Below are 18,875 nucleotides of genomic sequence, written 5' to 3'. Positions count from 1 at the left end.
GCTCAGGTCCTCACGGCCCACAACTCGAGCTCCAGTCCCTCGAAGCCGTTGCCGAAATGCAGGGCCACGCCGCCGGAGGTACGCAGCGTCTTCCACATCGGCGAGGCCGTATCCAGTTCGAAATACTGGTAGCCCGCGTGATACGGAATCTGCCGCGGTGCCACGGCGAGCGACGCCACCGATACGCCGGGCAACTGCAGGTTGACCAGGTCGCGAATCTTTTCGACAGGCCCGATCTTCGACTGCGTGGGCAGACGCCGGCGCATGTCCGCAGCGGCGATATCGGCCTTCGCCGCCAGCACGAACGAGGCGCCATCGAGCAGTGTCGTGTCCGCCACCGTGCCCACCCACACGCCGTATTTGCGCTGTTGCAGCGGGACGGGCACGGCCGTCTGCTCGAGCACCGCGCTGAGGCTCAGTCGCAACGCGGCGATCACGGGCTCGAAGCTCTCGCGCAGGCGGTCGTGACGGTACGGAGGAAACGTCACGCTGCGTTTGCCCGGCGTGGTGAACGTAGCGAGTTCACCCGCCATGCCGAGCAGAAGGCGATACAGATCCTCGGGGTGCAGAAGCGGCGCCTCGGCGAGATGCGCGAGCTGCGGCTGGTAGCGGTTGACCACCTGCAGCATGAGGAAGTCCGTGAGTTCCGCCGTGCTCGCACGGTCCGCACCGCCGACACGCCCGGCGAGCGCTTCGCCACGCTGGTGAAGCAGACCGAGCAGCTCGGTCAGGAACAGGGTCAGACGCTCCGAGGCGCGGCACGCGAGCGCGCTGGGCATGAAGCCGTCGTCGAGCACCACGCGCCGGTCGGCGCGACATTCGACCAGATGCGCCAGCGGCAGCTCGACCAGACCTTCGCGCGCCTGCGCGGTAGCGATCACCCGCGTACTGAGGCCACCGACTTCGAGCACCACCGTCCCCGTCGTGCTGCCCGAGGCATCGACCACCTCGGCCTCACGCACGGCGAAACGGGCAAGCTGGCCCGGCGCCTGCGTATCGGGCCACAGGCTTTCGGCCTGCGCGGGCGAACGCAGCGGCAAGGTCAGGTAGATCACCTGGTCACGCCAGTTGGCGTCGATCTCCAGCGGCGGCGGCAACGGATCGCGATCGGGCATCGAGAACGGCGTGCCGTCCGGGAACACGCCGCGTGCGCGACGAATGCCGAGCTTGCCGATCGCGAGCAGGTCGCGCTCGAGTTCCAGTTCGTCGAACCCCCAGGGGTACGAACGCAGGGTGGCGGCCCGCAACTCCACGTAGCGTTCGGTGTAGCGATCCTGCTGTTGCATGTGCTGCGGGCGAAGGAACAGACCTTCGCTCCACACCACCTTGTTGAATGCGGTCATCGTCGGTTCCGGTCAGCGGTTGTCGCGCTTGGCGCGCACGAGCTGGTCTTCATAGGCGCGGGCGAATTCGTCACCGAAAAGGCGACGGAAACGTTCTTCGGGGTCGATGGCCAGCTTCTGGAAATGGGCGCGGTAGCGTTCCCACGGGCCGCTGGCCGGCGCAAAGCCGAACCGGGAGCGGCGCGTGTCCCCCTCTTCGAAACGCGCCGGGTCGAACTGCGCGATCAGATCGTCGAAGGCGGCCCTTACCCCCGCGAGCAAGGCCACCTGGTGTTCGCGGATGTCGTCCATGGCGTCGACGATCGCCGCCTCTCCGGAGAGAAAGGCCTCGTTGGGCGCGGCGAGCACACGTGCCAGTGCTTCGGTGCCGGTGGGGGCGAACTTCAGCGGGTTGTTCTCGCGTCGCTGAATCAGGGTCGCGGGAAGGCGGAACCCGTTCTTCAGTTCGGCGCGTGCGCGCAGAACGTCCATGACGCCGTCGAGGACGAGGGCGAAAAGGGGTTCGATGCCGGTGGTGGGGCTGGGTGGTGTCGGTGTTGGAGCGGGGGTGGATGTGACCGGATCGGCGGTGGGGTCGCGCGCGGGGCGCGCTCCTACAGGGGGGGCTGCGGGTTCGGCGGGTGCTGCTGCCATGGGCGCTTCGGCCGTCGCGACGTCGGGGGGCATCTGGAACAGGCTTCGGGTGCGGTCCCAGTGCTCGGGCAGCACGGGTGCCACGCGCGGTGGGTCAGAGTCGACCGTGGGTGCATCGAAGCGGTCCGTCATCGGCGATGCATGGTTCCAGTGCCCGGAAGCCTCGACGGCGGCCGACGCATGATCCACCACGGGCATGACGGTCTGGAACCACGCCATCGGGTCCAGCGGTGCCGCGGCGGTCCCGGGAATCAGCGACGACCCGCCGTGGGCATCACCGGTGATCAGCGATGGCGCCGTGCCCAGCGGCAACGGCGAGTCGTGATATGCCGGCGACGTGTGCGGCACACGAAGCGTCTGCAGGCTGCGGTCGTGCTCGCGTCGCGCCGTCGCCTGCTCGTCGACGGTTGACTCCAGCGCCACGAGAATCTCGAAGGTGTCCAGCTGGAGGCGGTCGCCGTCGCCGAGCGAGACCGGCTCGCCACCGCGCAACGGCGCGCCGTTCAACAGCATGCCGTTGGTGCTGCGGTCCTCAATGAAATACAGCCCGTTGAGATGGCGGACGAAGGCGTGCTGACGGGAGACACCCTGCGCCTGCAAGACCCAGTCGCAATGTTCGGCGCGGCCGATGCTCAGATCGTGAGCCTCGGCACGTACGGAGGTGCGCTCGGCGATGTCGCCCGCGTGGTCGCCCAGGATGGAGAGCACGAGGCTCGGTCCGGTGGAACGGTTCATGCGAAATCCTCCGGTGGTAGCAGCTCCATCGCCGAGCCGACGAACGCGCGGCAATGGACATCGAAATCGGGAGACGACGAAGCCAGGGTCAGGAGCGCGGCCGCCGCGACCACGGCCATCAGGGGTACGGCCACAGGCGCCACGTCCCTGCCCTCTCCATCGAGCAGGAAGCCCTCCGACCAGCCCGCACTGGCCGCGATCAGCGCACCGGCCCCGACGTAGTGGCAGGCCGCCGCATAGGCCAGTGCGGCGCGGCGACGTGTCTCGCTGCGCTCATCGAGCCATGCCTGGGCCAGCGTCAGACCCTCGTGTGTGGCGTCATCGGGCGCGCTGTCGCGCACGCACTGGCACAGCCATGGCACGACGTAGCCGCGGGGCATGAGGCGCATCGCGAGGCGGAGCGCGGCGGGAACGTCGCCATGCGCAAGCAGCGTCCGGACCGCGGCGCGCTCGCTCATGTCGTCGCGCAGCAACGGCAGCAGCGAGGAATCGAGACCCATCTCCCGCGCGGCGGTTCCGATCGTGAGGGACGGGCCGTTCATAGCAGCAGCGGCGGCATGCCTTTCAGCACGGCCGGTCCCAGCGTGGAAGAAAGCATCAGCGCGGCGCCCGAGGTGACCGCGATCGCCGCGGTCGCATTGATCGTCACCGTGGCGCCGGCCGTCACCGAAACCGCCGCGCCGGACGTGAGAGACGTCGCGCCGCCGGACATCAGATTGATCGCCGCCATGGCGTTGACCCGCAGTGTGCTGCCGACGATCTGGATCTCGCCGGTCCGCTTCATCACGATGCGCGCCAGGCCGGTGACCAGTTCGATCTCTTCGCCCGCCTCGATACGCAGACGGCGACCGACCTTCAGCGTGTCGTCGCGACCGACCTCGTGCGAACGGTCGCGTTTCACTTCTTCGGTCTCGTCGCGATCGATCGTCGAGAAGTGGTCGTTCTCGGCCTCGTGCCGCAGGTCGCGCTGCGCGTGAAACAGCAGTTCCTCGGCGCCCTTGCGATCCTCGAAGCGAATCTCGTTGGCCTCCCCCGCCGCCCCGCGCAGACTCCGGCTGACCACGCCGCTGCGCGTCTTGTCCCCGGGCAGCGTGTAAGGCGGCATATGCTCCTGGTTGTACACGCTGCCCAGAAGCAACGGCCGGTCGGGGTCGCCTTCATGGAAGCCCACCACCACCTCCTGGCCGACACGCGGGATGAACTGCGCGCCCCAGCGCTTGCCGGCCCAGCCCGACGCGACGCGGACCGGACACGACTGATCCGCCTTCGGCTTGGACGGCGCGTTCCAGAAGAAGGTGACCTGCACGCGCCCCTGGCTGTCGACCTCGATGTCCTCATCGGTCTGGCCATACACCACGGCGGTCTGTATGCCGGCAATGGAAGGGCGCGGCGTGACCTGCGCGGAACGAAACGGCTGGCGACTGCGAATCACGCGGAAATGGCAGGCGAACGGCGACTCGTCCTTGTCCGGTTCGACGCCGCCGCCCTGGTAATCGACCTCCACCAGACGCGTCGTGGCGCCGATCACGAGGTATTCCTGATTGGCCTGGGCCAGCGGAAAGTCCTTCAGGCGGAACAGCGCGCCCGTGGCCAGACCCACCGCATCCGTGAATCCCGACGAGGTCGCCTGCGGCACGCTGAGCGCATCGACGCGCACCTGGGCGAATCGCTGACCGTCGGCATTCTTCTGCGCGTAGCCCACGGAACCGTAGGGATAGTCGTAGATCTCCAGCCCCGAAACATTGTGAGTGTCGGCACTGTCGCTGACCTGCTCATTGGCCAGCAGCGAGAGTCGCGGTCGCTGGTAATCGTAGTCGTCCAGACGGACACGGGTGGGATTGACCGAACGGGCGGATGTCCAGTCGCTGATCGACGACTTCATCCGGTGGCCGCGCTCGGTAGGCGGTGCGTAAGGAATGGTTTCGAAGCCTAGCACCGTGGTATGCGCACCGAGCGCATCGGCGAGCACCATGGTGTGCGCGCCGCTGGTGTGGGTGAAGAAATAATAGATGCCCTCCTGCTCCATTAGCCGGCTGATGAAGTCGAAATAGCTCTCCCGGTACTGCACGCAGTACTCGCGGGCCGGGTAATTCGCACTGAGGCTCAGCCGCACGTCGCCATAGCCGAACTCCGAGAGCACGTCGCGGACAATCTGCGGTACCGTCTTGTTCTTGTAGATACGGCAGTCGGACGTGTTGCGCAGCAACCACGGCCGGGGCACCAGGGTGAACGTATATACCGCGTAGCGCACGTTATCGATGTTGATGAAGGCACCCTGCGCCGCTTCCGATACGATGCCGTTGAAGTAGCGCACGTAGCCCTGGGGCGTCGTCACCGTGACCGTCATCGACGTCCCCAGAAGCGCGCGCAGGTCCACGCCGGGATCCTTGCTGATCGCTTCCAGCTCCCACGAAAACAGGCGGCCGAGCTCTTCCCCGGCCGTCATGTTGGCGAAGAGCAACGTCTTGCCCAGGCTGGACTTCAGCGTGATCGCGTGCGCCATGAATTCAGCCGCCTCCCTCGAAGAAGCCGAGGATCGGATTCAGCAAGTGGCGACGCACCGAGGTTTCGGCCTCGCGCTGGCTCGGCTTGATCCATTCCATGATCAGGCCGTCGGTGCTGTGCAGGTGATAGCCGGATTCCTCGATGTAACTCGAGCTCCAGTTCTTCAGGCCGGCGATGTGCACGGCACCCGCGTCGTACTGTGCCTGGCTGATCGGTGCCTTGCCGTCGGGGAACATCTGCAGAAAGTGCATCTTGTTGCAGATGCCGCTGTTCAGCGCGAGGGCGGCGATCATCGGCGTGCCGAGCGCGTAGCCGCGGAACCAGCGATTGAAGGCGATGGGATGCGTATGCAGCTGCTCGGTATCGCGGCTTTCCCACTTCTGCTGCGCTTCGGCGAAGAACTTGCGCAGGCGGTGGATCTCGAACAAGCGCCATGCGGTCTTGATCAGGATCTCGATGATGGAGCTGACCAGGTTGACCAGGGTGGACGCGCCGACCGAGGCAATCTGCATGCCCAGCTGCGCGCCGCTCTTGAGGGTCGCGTAGAGGTCGCTGGCCACGGCCAGGTCGATCGCACGCTTGATGCCATCCACGATCGCGGTAGGCGTGCCCAGCAAGACCTGCGTTTTCTTACCCGTGGCCCAGACGCGATAACGCTCGAAGCTGGATTCGATGAGCTTGATCAGATTGGACGCCACCCCGAACGACCCGCCGATGGTGCCGGCGATCGCCTCCGACAGATAGCGCCCGGTGAGAAAGTCGCAAAGCTGCCGCAGGGCGGATCCCGCGTGCTCATCCCACACGCCAACGGTGAACTCCCACGCACGACGGAACTGCTCGTACAGAGCGTCGCTGGTCCGCTTGTCGTTGGGATTGAGCGACGGCTTGGGCGCGCCCAGCAGGCGGCGCGCGTCGACCGTGCGCATCTGCTCCATCTCCATGATGCCCACATCGCGACTGCCGCTTGGCAACGTCCTGCGCGTCGCGCTTCCCTTCCGGGCGTCGTCGAGGCGTTCGGCGGCGCTGTCGAATCCGGGACGGACCACACCCATGCCGGTCTTCACGTTGCCGATGACTTCCTTGGCACCGTCGCTACCGACGTCGTTGCCGTAGTCCAGGCCTGCGCCGGCCATGTCCAGTACGCCGGTGGTGACGATCTTGAAATAGTCCCTGTCGCATTCGAGCCGGCCGAACATGTACAGCAGGCCCAGACGCGTACTCACCAGGTCCGCCTGCATGAAGGACGGCACGTTGAGCGCGGCATCGGTATCGCCGTCCTTGTTGAGCGCCGCGTTGAGTGAAACGTACGGCAGGCTGGCGGGGTCGTTGCGCTTCGCCTTCATCCACGCGTCGCCGGCGCCCTGCGCTTCACACCAGTTCCTGAAACCGTTTTTCAGGTAACGCAGGTTGTTTCCGCTGGGCGTGCGGATATAGGCGTCGACCAGGATATCCAGCGCGACCTGTCGCGGACTGCGGGGACGCAGCGTCTTCGAGGTCTGCTGCAACCATTGCTGATACGTGAAGGGCAGCTTGGGAAGACTGGGGTAGAGATCCGGCATGTCGGTTTCCTTGAAGTCAAGCGGCCGTGGCGGAGGTGTGCGTCGCAATCGTGTCGCGGGGGATGGGTGTGAGGAACATGACCTCGCGGGTGTCACCTCCCTTGACGTTCCACACGGCGATCGTCGTCGCGTCGTCGAGCGAACGGGCGTCCCGGTTGAGCAGGAGCTGAGGCCAGAACGACGTCTGCCGCTGCGCCATGCCGGGCACCGCTTCGCTCCAGGGCACCACGCGCAGATGGCTCGTGTCGATGCGGTAGATCTGCCGCCCGCTGGCGTAACCGCCACAGGCGACGTCGGGGTCGGTCGAAACGGCGGGCCCCGGAATCCGGCTCGCAATGATCAGCCGGACCAGATCGACCGGCGTATGCACGGCGGTGGGACTATCACTCTCGAGAGTGATCCGGCGCTTCCTGACATCCTCGGCGAATGCGCAGTCTTTCAGCTGCTTCACACCCGTATAGAGCCGTATGAAATCGCGCGCCGCTTCCAGTTCCAGCGGCACCCGTGCCTCGAAGCCACGCGGCAGGTCCGTCAACAGACGTGAGTCGCCGCGATAGACCACCCGTGGCGCGTCGCTCCCCCCTTCCGGAGCCACACTGGCTGGCGGCATGACGGGCGCGGGCCTACCGGTGGCACCAGGGCCACCGACCGGTGCGGGGGTGCCTGCGCGCGGGGGCGGCGCAGCGGGTGTGACGGCCGCAGGCACAGCAGCCGGGGTGATCGCGGGGCGGATGGTCGCATTCGTTACGGATGCCGGACCGCCGACGGGCCGCGGCGCAAGCGCCGCCTTCTGGCAGTCGAGGCACCGGTGCCCGGTGCTCGCTGGACCCTGACAGAACCCGCGACCCGAAAGACAGGCTGTCATGCGGCCTCCGTCGTCGCCAACGATGCGTCGGCGGCTGCGTCGGCCGTGACCGCGTCGAATCTATAGACAAAACCGTCGTGCCCGGCGTCCACGACGACACGGCCCACAGGTTCGCCACCGATCGTGCGCATCAGCAGCTCGCGGCTGATTTCAGGCAGCATCGTGTTGGTCAGGATGGCGTCGATCATGCGGCCACCGCTCTCGCTTTCCGTGCAGCGACCGACGACCAGCGCGGTCGCCGCTTCCGTGCACTCGAAAGGCACGCGATAACGTTCCTCGACGCGGCGTTTGATCCGCGCCACCTGCAACCGCACGATTTCCCCAAGCATGCGCCGACTCAACGGGTAGTACGGCACGGCGACGAGGCGCCCCAGTAACGCGGGCGGGAACACGTCGAGCAGCGGCGCGCGCAGGGCCGTGGCCATCGCCTCGACCTCCGGCACGCGTGAGGTGTCCGCGCAAAGGCGCTCGATCGTCTCCGTACCGGCATTGGTCGTAAGAAGAATCAGCGTATTGCGGAAGTCGATGCGGCGGCCTTCGCCGTCTTCCATCACGCCTTTATCGAACACCTGGAAGAACAGCTCGTGCACGTCCGGATGCGCCTTCTCGACTTCGTCGAGCAACACCACCGAATAGGGCCGGCGCCTTACCGCTTCCGTGAGCACGCCGCCTTCGCCGTAACCGACGTAGCCGGGAGGCGCGCCCTTGAGCGTGGAGACCGTGTGTGCCTCCTGAAACTCGCTCATGTTGATGGTGATCAGATTGTGCTCGCCGCCGTAAAGGGTCTCGGCCAGCGCCAGCGCGGTTTCGGTCTTGCCGACACCGGAGGTTCCCGCCAGGAGAAACACGCCGATCGGTTTACCGGGATTGTCCAGGCCCGCACGCGAGGTCTGCACGCGCCGGGCGATCATCTCCATGGCATGGTCCTGACCGATGACGCGCTGTCCCATCAGCGACGCGAGGTTCATCACCGTCTCGAGTTCGCTGCGGACCATGCGACCCACGGGGATGCCGGTCCAGTCGGCGACGACCGCCGCGACGGCCTGCTGATCGACCGCCGGCAGGATCATGGGGTTCTCGCCTTGCCGTTCCGCCAACGTCGCCTGCAGGGCGCGCAACTCGGCGAGGACCGCGTCACGTCCGTCGTCATCGACAACGATCGCCGCGGCTTCTGCCCGCGCCGCCCGTTCCAGCGGCGTACCGGTGCCTTCCACGGGTTCGCCCGTCCCACGCAGCCGGGCACGCAGTGCCAGGATTTCCTCGACCAGCCGGCGTTCCTCGTGCCACGCCGCCTCGAGTCCCGTCTGCCGGGACGTCTCGGTCGACAGCGCGGCATCGACGGCCGTCTGCCGCTCCGTCACATCGATGCCCACCGCTCGCTCACGTCGGACGATCTCGCGCTCCACTTCCAGCGCCTCGATACGACGGCGACTATCGGCCACCCGCGCAGGAACCGCATGGTGACTGACGGCGACGCGGGCGCAGGCCGTGTCGAGCAGACTCACCGCCTTGTCGGGCAGCTGGCGTGCGGGAATGTAACGGTGGGACAACCGGACCGCCGCCTCGATCGCCTCGTCCAGCACCTGCACACCGTGGTGCGTCTCCATCACGCCCGCCACGGTGCGCAGCATCAGCACCGCTTTCGCTTCATCCGGCTCACCGACCTGCACCGTCTGGAAGCGCCGGGTCAGTGCGGGGTCCTTCTCGATGTGTTTCTTGTATTCCGCCCAGGTGGTGGCACCGATCGTGCGCAGGCTGCCACGCGCGAGCGCTGGCTTGAGCAGGTTGGCGGCATCGCCGGTACCCGCGGCGCCACCGGCGCCGACCAGCGTATGCGCTTCGTCGATGAACAGGATCACCGGGGTCGCGGAAGCCTGCACCTCGTCGATGACCTGACGCAGTCGGCTTTCGAACTCGCCTTTCATGCTTGCACCGGCCTGCAGCAGGCCGACGTCGAGCACGCGCAGTTCCACCTCGCGCAATGACGGTGGCACGTCGCCCGCGACGATGCGCTGTGCGAAGCCTTCGACGACGGCCGTCTTGCCGACGCCAGCCTCGCCCACCAGCATCGGATTGTTCTGCCGGCGGCGCATGAGGATATCGACGACCTGGCGAATCTCGTCGTCACGACCGACGACCGGATCGATCCTGCCTTCGCGGGCCTGTGCCGTGAGATCGACGGTATAGCGCTTCAGCGCGTCGCGCTTCCCCATCGCCGCCGGCGCGGGTGTGTCGCCCGAATCGGCGGCACCGTCGCCCATGCGAAACCCATCGGTCGCGCCGAGACGCTCTTCCGGTGAGCCGGCGATCATCGCGGGAAGGTCCTCGACCAGTCCCTCCACGCGGATCTTGGCGAACTCTTTGGAGATATCCATCAGCACGTGCCGCAGGCGCCGCGTACGCACGATGCCCGCCATGAGGTAGCCGGTGCGCACCTGTGATTCGCCGAAGCTGAGCGTCGCGTAGACCCAGCCGCGTTCCACCGCTTCCTCGATGTCCGCCGACAGGTCGCTGACAGACGACGCGCCGCCCGGCAGCCGGTCCAGCGCTTCGGTGACATCGCGCGCGAGACGCGACGGATCGATGCCGGCATGACGAATGAGACGATGAAGATCCGAATCCCCCAGTCCCAGGATCTGCTGCAGCCAGTGGACCAGCTCGACGTCGCGATGGCCGCGCAACCGGCAGGCCACGGTCGCGCTTTCGATGGTCTTGTAGGCCACGCTGTTGAGCTTTCCGAACAGGGCGGTACGACGAATGTCGGTCACGATGGTTTCCTCGATCGATTCGGCAGAGTCATGGGTTGCACGACGAGATCCCCGGCATCGCCGGGGCCGGCGAAGCGACCCATCCACGACGACATGCCGAGGCGACCCGCCCGCCCCATGTGAGTGAGCGGCACTTCTTCACGGCGCAGGACCAGTTGCGCGTCCCAGTCGACGGCGTCGCCCGCGTAGAAGCGCAGCGCGGCGATCAGCTCGTCCAGCGCGTCGCCGCCCGGGAGGAAACGGCGGTAGTCGGCGAAACGCATCGGCCCCAGGCGCAGGCGAACACGGTGCTGTGCGTCACGCACCCGCTCGCCCAACACGGCGGTGGTGCCCATCCCGGCCATCGCGACGCCCATGCGCAGGCGCCCCTCGTCCGGCAGCGTGAGCCACGCCACGGCGAACTCCTCCACGTGGACCGGCACCTCGAAGAACGCGCCGAGAAAGGCCGTAAGCCCTTCGGCATTGCGGGCCTGGCTGAGCACGCGGCCGGCCATATAGCGCTTGAAACGATCCGGCAGAGCATCGCGTCCGGCCAGCGCGGGGCTGTCGATGCCCACCAGCGCGCCGAGGAAATGCGCAAAGGCGTCCTCATCGGGACGATCCATCTGCACGGTCGGTTGCGAGTCCGCCCAGGCCCGGTAGAACAGGCTCAGCATGCGGTGATGGAAGACGTCCGCGAAGGCGGTAAACGTACCGTCGCGTGCCACACGCTCGCGTTCCAGCGTGTATTCAGTCAGATGCAATGGCAGCGCGCCGTTGGGGCCCCACAGCCCCAGCATCAGGCTGTGAATACGCGGCGGGCGTCCGGCCGCGATTTCCATGCGGTCGATCGAACGGGGTGCGAAGTCGAGCGACGGGGTATGCGCCAGACGCACCGGATCGTCCGCCGGTCGCACGGAGCGACCCAGCCGCGGGCGGTCGGCGTGCACACACTCCACGCGGCGCAGCGCTTCGAACCAGTCGAACGACGACGGGTCCCCGCGCAACGCTTCGAAGAGCGTCAGAGGATCGGGCGCGTGCCGGAGCGAGCCGTCCACCGGGCCACCTCGTTGCGTTCGTGGGTGTGCAGCACGGTCTCGGTGAACGAGTTCAGCGAGACGTACCGGGCGAAGAAGTGCTGCATGACCGACCCGAACAGGTAGGTACCCGTTCCCTCGAAGGCGCGGTCCTCGCAGGTGAGCGTGATCTGGAGTCCGCGGCCATACGTCACCGGACCGGGAATCGGCAGGCGACGCACGATCGGTGCCGAGCGTACGTCGCGCACGCCTTCGATCAAACGTCGTGAGGCGGCGTCGTACTCGTCGCTGTAGAGCAACAGCATCTCGCGCAGGGCGGCGGCACCGTCACTGTGCTCAAGCAACGACAGATAGTTGAGCTGCAGATGACTGATGACCTTCCAGGCCGCCTGCCCTTCGGCCATCGCGGCGCGCGGACGCGTTGGCCCCGCGACACAACGGATCGACCGGACCGGCGCATCCGTATCGAGCAGAAAATCGGTCGCACCCTTCCCCACCGGCATGTGCAGCGGCAGGTCGCGATTACTGCACAGCAGCCGCATGCCCAGCTGACGCAGGCTGCTCGCGTACGGCGCCTCGCGCCCATCCACCAGCGAAAGGAACACTTCGCCACCGACGTAACTCGAACGCGGTCCGTCGCGGCGTTGCCGCTGCGAGGAAACGCGTGGTTCGCGCCTCAGCGTGTAGAACGCGGACGCCGGCTGATGCCACGTGCGCGCGTTGCCCCCGTAAAACGGGAAAAACGTCTGCTCGGGGTCCTGGCTGTCACCGAAGCCCTGCACATCCTCGACATCCACCACCTCGAAATCCATGGGGCGCGTTCGGTCGGCCAGCACGTGGTACTCCGCCGCCCCCTCACGCAGATGGATGCGATCCGAGCGGCGCGGGAAAAGGTTGATGGCCGGCGTGCAGTGCAGGCGCACATAGGAGGCGTCCACCGCGTTGTCCAGTCTTGCGACCGCGCGATCCAGCCAGACGACGATGTCGAAGGTATGGCCCGTGGAGCGAGGCAGTGCCCGGCGCAGCCCCGTGAACGCCGCAAACTGAAAGCGCTGCGGACAGGCGAAATATTCCTGCAGCAAGCGGTAACCGCTGAACGAACGGTCGCTCAGCGGCAGCAGGGCTTCGCCGTCGCTGAAGCCGCGCGCTTCGATCTGCGACGGCTCGAGATGCCGGATGTGCTCGCCGGCCACGACGGAAAAACCGATGCCGTTACCCAGTACCTGCTCGTGAAGCAGACTCGCCAGATCGCCGGACCCCGCGAAGAACACGGGCAGTTCGTCGCATGACAAGGCATCCAGAGTCACCCCCGGGCTCAATGAGAAGCGCAGGCGCAAGGCCGCGCGGGGCTGTTTGCCCGCCGGAACGGCGAGGCCCGCCGCGGCGATCGCCGCGGGCGTCGAGAAGTAACGGGCGTCACTCAGCGAAAGCGGCAGCAGCGTGACCGGATGAGCCGTGCGGTATTCGCAGGCGGTGCGCTCGCCAAAGCCGATCTGGCTGCGCAGCGCGGTGCCACGTGGCACCCGATGCCCTTCGCCCGGCACGCTCTCGGTATGGTCCGGCGTCATCTCGACCACCGCCATCGAGGGCACCGGTGCCAGGTATTGCGGGTACAGCATGCGCAGCAAGTGCTGGGTAAACACCGGGTGCTGCGCGTCGAGTTTCATCTGCACGCGCGCGGAGAGAAACGCGAAGCCTTCGAGCAGACGTTCCACATAAGGATCCGCACACTCCATCCCCTCCATGCCAAGGCGGCCGGCGATCTTGGGATAGGCGCTGGCAAACTCCGCACCCGTCTCGCGGACGTGCTGGAGTTCCTGGCTGTAGTAGCGGAGAAGTCGGGGGTCCATGATCTCAGCCGAGGCCGTCGAAAACACTGAAACGCGCGGTTTCCAGATCGACCTCGGTCTTCAGGTAAAGGTTGAGGGGCAACGGTTGCGCCCACATCGTCGACTCGATGCTGAAGGACAGCGTCAGGCGGTCCATCCGCGCGGTGTCGGCATGCACATCGACATGCAGCGTGGCCGGATCGAGCCGGGGCTCGAACGTGGCGATCGCGGCGCGGATGCGCTGGCGAAGTACCTCGATATCCATGCCCGCGATGGCCGCCCCGGTGAGATCCGGGATGCCGTAGTCGAGAACGGAAGCCTCGACGTACGGCAGTCCCGCCAGTTCCTCGGATGACCAGTGCCGCGTGCAGTTGAACAACCAGGCCAGGTCGCGCACCACGTACTCGCGCAGACGTGCCGCGGTCATGACACGCTTCTCCCGGCTCTCCTGCGCGACGTGGGGCTCGTCGTCGCGCAGGCGATCCAGTAACGACGGCTGGAGACGCTCCTGGTTGGTCAGCTCGGCCATGCGGCGATCAGGCCTGACCCTTCACCTGCTGCATGTCGTACGTGAAGTCCTTGGTACCGCCCGTCGCCTTGCCCTTGTCGTCCTGCGGCTGGAACGAGTACTTGAACTTGCCGAAGTGCAGCGTGACGTTCTCGGTCAGACGCTCGTCGCCGCCGCTACCGCCGGTGGATACCGAGGTGATCATCACGCCCTCGGTGAGTTCGATGGTGACGAAGTCGGTCTGCTCACCCGTGGCGTTGGTGACGTACAGCGTGGCGCTGTCGACGCGCGCACCGGTGCACACCGCGTTGAGCAGCGCGTTGGAGCACGAGTCGACGTACTTGGTGATCACGATGTCCTGCACGTTGGCCTTACCGCCGGACGCGTAGCCCGCACCGGTGTGCAGGTTGCCGGCGTTGCTGGCGCCCCACGACCAGGCGATGATCGGCACCTGATCCTTATGCTTGGCGTGGTTGGACGCGCCCTCGATCTTGACCTGACCGGGGCCGAACTTGATGTGCATGTCGAATGCCATGAACGCTTTTCCTTGTGTGTCGCGTGAAGAGGGAGAGACTCAGGGTCAGCCGGTCTTGCCGGACGGCAGGCGTGCCACCAGACGCAGGGAGACGGTGAGGCCTTCCAGCTGGTAGTGCGGCTTGAGGTAGAACTTGGAGGTGTAGTAACCGGGGTTACCTTCCACTTCCTCGACTACTACCTGTGCCGCGGCGAGCGGCTTGCGCGCCTTGGTCTCTTCGTTGGAGTTGATCGGGTCGCCATCGACGTAGTTGAGGACCCAGCGGGTTAGCCAGTCCTGCATCTGCTCACGCGTGCTGAACGAACCGATCTTGTCCCGCACGATGCACTTCAGGTAATGCGCGAAGCGCGAGCAGGCGAACATGTACGGCAGGCGTGCGCTGAGCGCCGCGTTGGCCGTGGCATCCGGATCGTCGTACTCCTCCGGACGGGCCAGCGACTGCGCACCGATGAAGGCGGCCATGTCGGAGTTCTTGCGGTGCACGACAGGCATGAGGCCCATCTTGTCCAGCTCCGCCGAGCGACGATCGGTGATCGCGATCTCGGTCGGGCACTTCATGTCCACGCCGCCGTCGTCCGTCGGGAAGACGTGCGCCGGGAGGTTGTCCACCGTACCGCCCGATTCCACACCACGAATACGCGTGCACCAGCCGTACTGCTTGAACGAGCGGTTGATGTTCACACCCATCGCGTACGCGGCGTTCTGCCAGGTGTACTTCGACGAGTCGGCGCCGCTGGTGTCTTCCTCGAAATCGAACTCTTCCACCGGGTCCGTCTTGGCGCCGTAAGGCAGACGCGACAGCGTGCGCGGCATGGTCAGCGCGACGTATTTCGCATCCTCACCGTCACGCAGCGAGCGCCAGGCGGCGTAGTCGGGCGTCGAGTAGATCTTGGCCAGATCGCGCGGGTTGGCGAGTTCGCCCCAGCTGTCCATACCGAGCAGGCCCGGCGCGGCGGCGGCGATGAACGGGGCATGCGACGCGGCAGCCACCTGGGCCATGCCGCGCAGCAATTCGACGTCCTGCGGACCGTGGTCGAAGTAGTAATCGCCGATGAGGCAGCCATATGGCTCACCGCCCAGCTGGCCGTATTCCTCTTCGTACACCTTCTTGAAGATCGGGCTCTGGTCCCACGCCGTGCCCTTGTACCGCTTGAGCGTACGACCGAGGTCGTTCTTGGAGAGGTTCATCACACGGATCTTCAGCTGCGGATCCGTCTCGGTGTTGGTCACCAGGTGATGCAGGCCACGCCAAGCCCCTTCCAGTTTCTGGAAGTCCGGGTGGTGAAGAATATGGTTGATCTGCTCGCTGAGCTTGCGGTCGATCTCGGCGATGTACGCGTTGATCGTCTGCGTGACGTCATCGGACACGATATCCGCACGATCGAGCACCTGCTCGGCCAGCGTACGCACGGCGGACTCCACCTCGGTACGAGCGCGCTCGCTCTTCGGGCGGAATTCCTTGGTAAGCAGTGCGGAGAAGTCGCTGCCTTCAGTCGTATCGACGAGGGCCTCGGCGGCCTGGGTCTGCGTGGTCGCCATCGGTCAGTCCTCCTTGGCGTCGTTAGTGGCCGGACGGTTCGCGGCAAGGGCCGCGAGCAACGCCGGATCCTGGATCGCCTGGGCGATCAGCCGCTCGGCACCGAGCTTGCCGTCGAGGTACGTGCCCAGGTTGGCCAGCTGCATCCGCGCCTCGAGCAGCTTCGCGAGCGGTTCGACGTTGCGCGCGATGGCGGCCGGCGAGAAGTCGTCGAGATGGCTGAAGCGCATCTCGATGGCCAGGTTGCCTTCGCCGGTCAGCGTGTTGGGCACATCGAAGGAAACGGTCGGACGCGTCGACTCGAGACGGTCATTGAAGTTGTCGACGTCAATCTCCAGCGCCTTGCGCTCTTCCACCGGAGGCAGGTCGCCCGCGCTGGCACCCGACAGGTCGGTCATCACCCCCATGACGAAGGGAATGCTCACCTTCTTCTGGGCGCCATAAAGCTCGACGTCGTATTCGATCTGCACGCGCGGGGCGCGATTGCGCGCGATGAACTTCTGGCTGCTCGATTTGGCCATCGTGGTTTCCTACGGCTTCAATAGACGCAATGAATGAACATGACGGCTGTATTTCATGCCATCAATCGAAGGGTCATTGTCGGCCAGCCCCGGATTTCGCTGAAATCGTTGCTCGTTATGGGTGGCATAAGCACAGGTGATGGCGCCGGGCGGAACTTTTTGCACGCCTCACGGGGCGTTGAGCCGCAAGTCCCTGCGCTTTTTCGGTGGATCGCCGGGTCGCGATTGCCGCGTCACATCCGGCCCGGCATCATGCCCGCCATGGCTTCCGTCTCGATCCTTCCCGAATCCGCGCCCACCTACGTCCCCTCGGGCGGCATGGTGGTCAACTGCGTCGCTTACCGCACCGATGGCCGCCGTATCGGCGACATCAGCATCGAAGCCATCAGCGATGTCCTCAAGGAACCGGACACCTTCGTCTGGGTCGGACTGCACGAACCCGATGAAACCCTGCTGCTGAAGTTGCAGGAGGAATTCAACCTGCACGACCTCGCCATCGAGGACGCGCAGCTGGCCCACCAGCGCACCAAGATCGAGACGTACGGCGACTCGCTCTTTATCGTCGCGCAGACCGCGCAGCTGGTCGGCGGCAACATCGCCTTCGGCGAAACGCAGATCTTCGTGGGGCAGAGGTACTTCGTGACGGTGCGGCATGGGGCGTCGCTGTCGTATGCACCGGCACGCCGCACGTGCGAGCAGTCGCCCGAGCTGCTGCGCATGGGCCCGAGCTACGCGCTGTATTCGGTGCTCGACTTCATCGTCGACAACTTCCTGCCGATCGTGCGCGACTTCCGGGAAGAGCTGCACGAGCTGGAAAACGATATCTTCGCCGAGACGTACAACCGGCAGACCATCAAGCGCCTGTACGACATGCAGCGCGAACTGATGACGCTGAGGCTGGCGGTCGTACCGTTGCAGGACATCGTCGCGCAGCTGGTACGCCTGCATCCGCACCTGATCCACGACGACCTGCGGGCGTACTTCCGCGATATCTACGATCACGTGTTCCGCGTAAACGAGTCGATTTCGGCGATGCGGGAAATGCTCGGGGCCGCCATCAGCGTCAACCTGGCGCTGGTGACCTTCGGTCAGAACGAGGTGATGAAAAAGCTCGCCGGCTGGGCGGCCATGCTCGCCGCGCCGACGCTGATCACCAGCTGGTACGGCATGAACTTCACGCACATGCCGGAGCTCGATAAGCCCTGGGCGTATCCCGCTATCACCTGTCTGGTCGCGTGCATCGTCGGCGGCATCTTCATCGCGCTGAAACGGAACAAGTGGTTCTGACCACACGCTTCACCCCCTTTCACCGACAGACCGTCCAGGGCATATCCGATCCAATGTCGCCCGTCCCAATGAAGGGACGCCCCCGACACGGATGCCATGCACCTCAATCCCAAACTCCTGGCCCTCGCCCTGCTCCCATTGCCGGCCATGGCCGCCGACCTTCCTCCGGTCGATTTCCTCAAGGCCTATCTCGCGGAGCGCCACACGCCCGCTGAGGCCTACGATGCCGGCTTCAACGACGCGTACTGGAAAGAGCGCCTGCTCCGCCCGAGCCATCTGCCCTCACACGCTTATACCGAGCCGGCCGCTTTTGACGCCGCCCAGATCGATCCCGCCTTCGCCGCCGCCGCGGCACGGCTCGATCGCCCAGGCCGACCTCTGTACTGGCAGCAGGCGTGGGAGATCCTGCAATGGGACCTCGGCTTCACCAAGGCGCACCCCGAGCACGTAGGCCTGCCCCACGCCTTCCCCGGCTACGGGTCCGAACATTCGGCCCTGAGCGCGATCAAGGCGGGCGTCGAGTCGGACATTTTCAACCAGTCGATAGCCATCTTCGGCAACGCACACAGCACCTTTGCCGCCAAGTACGCCGTGGCGGCGCAGATCCTGCGCGAACGCATCGCCGCGACGCCGGTCGACCAGCAGGAGGTCCGCAACGTCGAGCCGGACGTGCTCGAACGCTTCATGGCCACCCCGGCTGGCGGCTCACTCGATGCCTATGACGCGCAGTATCTCCGCGACGTCCTCGAGAGCGAAGTGAACCGACACACCGTCGCCCGGTCATCGTTTCGCGGCCTGCGCGAGATCGGCACGCCGTTCCGCATCGCGCGCGTCGCCGCCGCGTATCGCGACAATCAGTCGTATGTCGCGCCGCCCTGCACGGAGACCTTCCGCTATCGCGAAGGCGTCGCTAGCCTCGACCCCACGCAGGGCCCGGTGTGCTTCGTCGATGCCAGCGACCGCGCCGTCTACGCCTGGTACAACGAAGAGTTTCGCCGGCAGGCCGGCCTGGTTCGCGAGAGTCAGCCCGAGAAGTCGCCGCTGGCGAACGTGCTCGCCCTGCTCGTCCCGTTCGGTGTCGTGCTGGACGTCCTTGCCGCCGCGGAATTCGTCGAGACCCTGGCCGCGGAAGATCTCGCCGCCTCCGGTGAGATCGAAGAGGAGGAAGCCCTCGCGCTGGAGGAGCGCTCGTCCGGACTTCTCTGCCGCCGCTTCTGAACCTTCCATCATGGAT

Annotated in this window: 15 protein-coding genes; 2 read left to right on the top strand and 13 right to left on the bottom strand. The window is 66.0% G+C overall.

Annotated elements, in window-relative coordinates; translation table 11 throughout:
* Positions 1-2: 2 nt before the first annotated feature.
* The 13 genes from tssK to tssB form a co-directional block, all read right to left on the bottom strand.
* Complete coding sequence (gene tssK / locus FA87_RS05260) at positions 3-1,343, bottom strand: type VI secretion system baseplate subunit TssK (RefSeq protein ID WP_036115031.1); 1,341 nt, start codon at positions 1,341-1,343, stop codon at positions 3-5.
* A gap of 12 nt (positions 1,344-1,355) precedes the next feature.
* Positions 1,356-2,711 carry a type VI secretion system-associated FHA domain protein TagH gene (gene tagH, locus FA87_RS05255; RefSeq protein WP_043692901.1) on the bottom strand — a complete coding sequence of 452 codons (1,356 nt, stop codon included), beginning with the start codon at positions 2,709-2,711 and terminating at the stop codon, positions 1,356-1,358.
* Positions 2,708-3,253, bottom strand: coding sequence for a hypothetical protein (locus FA87_RS05250; protein WP_052191155.1), 546 nt, complete (start codon positions 3,251-3,253; stop codon positions 2,708-2,710). Before FA87_RS05250 ends, tagH begins: the two co-directional genes overlap by 4 nt.
* On the bottom strand, positions 3,250-5,214 hold the full coding sequence (gene tssI / locus FA87_RS05245; protein ID WP_043692898.1) for a type VI secretion system tip protein TssI/VgrG: 1,965 nt from the start codon (positions 5,212-5,214) through the stop codon (positions 3,250-3,252). The genes FA87_RS05250 and tssI overlap by 4 nt, the downstream gene beginning before the upstream one ends.
* 4 nt (positions 5,215-5,218) lie before the next feature.
* A complete protein-coding gene (locus FA87_RS21090; RefSeq protein ID WP_239708988.1) occupies positions 5,219-6,775 on the bottom strand; it encodes a hypothetical protein in 1,557 nt (518 codons plus the stop codon).
* 16 nt (positions 6,776-6,791) lie between these two features.
* Positions 6,792-7,385 (bottom strand): hypothetical protein, encoded by a 594-nt coding sequence (locus tag FA87_RS05235; RefSeq protein WP_156128498.1) that lies wholly within the window; start codon positions 7,383-7,385, stop codon positions 6,792-6,794.
* A gap of 251 nt (positions 7,386-7,636) precedes the next feature.
* Positions 7,637-10,408 carry a type VI secretion system ATPase TssH gene (gene tssH / locus FA87_RS05230; RefSeq protein WP_043692893.1) on the bottom strand — a complete coding sequence of 924 codons (2,772 nt, stop codon included), beginning with the start codon at positions 10,406-10,408 and terminating at the stop codon, positions 7,637-7,639.
* Positions 10,405-11,445, bottom strand: coding sequence for a type VI secretion system baseplate subunit TssG (gene tssG / locus FA87_RS05225; RefSeq protein WP_043692890.1), 1,041 nt, complete (start codon positions 11,443-11,445; stop codon positions 10,405-10,407). The genes tssH and tssG overlap by 4 nt, the downstream gene beginning before the upstream one ends.
* Positions 11,409-13,274 (bottom strand): type VI secretion system baseplate subunit TssF, encoded by a 1,866-nt coding sequence (gene tssF, locus FA87_RS05220; RefSeq protein WP_043697432.1) that lies wholly within the window; start codon positions 13,272-13,274, stop codon positions 11,409-11,411. Before tssF ends, tssG begins: the two co-directional genes overlap by 37 nt.
* A gap of 4 nt (positions 13,275-13,278) precedes the next feature.
* A complete protein-coding gene (gene tssE, locus FA87_RS05215; protein ID WP_036115049.1) occupies positions 13,279-13,782 on the bottom strand; it encodes a type VI secretion system baseplate subunit TssE in 504 nt (167 codons plus the stop codon).
* 7 nt (positions 13,783-13,789) lie between these two features.
* Complete coding sequence (locus FA87_RS05210) at positions 13,790-14,296, bottom strand: type VI secretion system tube protein Hcp (protein ID WP_036115052.1); 507 nt, start codon at positions 14,294-14,296, stop codon at positions 13,790-13,792.
* A 45-nt stretch (positions 14,297-14,341) separates the two neighbouring features.
* Entirely contained in the window at positions 14,342-15,835 is a 1,494-nt protein-coding gene (gene tssC, locus FA87_RS05205) for a type VI secretion system contractile sheath large subunit (protein WP_036115055.1), read from the bottom strand.
* A gap of 3 nt (positions 15,836-15,838) precedes the next feature.
* Positions 15,839-16,354, bottom strand: a complete 516-nt coding sequence (gene tssB, locus FA87_RS05200; RefSeq protein ID WP_036115058.1) for a type VI secretion system contractile sheath small subunit — start codon at positions 16,352-16,354, stop codon at positions 15,839-15,841.
* 261 nt (positions 16,355-16,615) lie between these two features.
* Between tssB and FA87_RS05195 the strand changes: the two genes are divergently transcribed.
* Positions 16,616-17,641, top strand: coding sequence for a magnesium and cobalt transport protein CorA (locus FA87_RS05195; RefSeq protein ID WP_036115060.1), 1,026 nt, complete (start codon positions 16,616-16,618; stop codon positions 17,639-17,641).
* Positions 17,642-17,737: 96 nt separating this feature from the next.
* Entirely contained in the window at positions 17,738-18,859 is a 1,122-nt protein-coding gene (locus FA87_RS05190; protein ID WP_043692885.1) for a hypothetical protein, read from the top strand.
* Positions 18,860-18,875 lie beyond the last annotated feature (16 nt).

The sequence above is a fragment of the Luteibacter sp. 9133 genome (genome assembly GCF_000800155.1).
Classification (GTDB): Bacteria; Pseudomonadota; Gammaproteobacteria; order Xanthomonadales; family Rhodanobacteraceae; genus Luteibacter; species Luteibacter mycovicinus.
The sequence above is the reverse complement of the archived record's forward strand: the minus strand, read 5'-3'. Positions and strand labels throughout refer to the sequence as shown.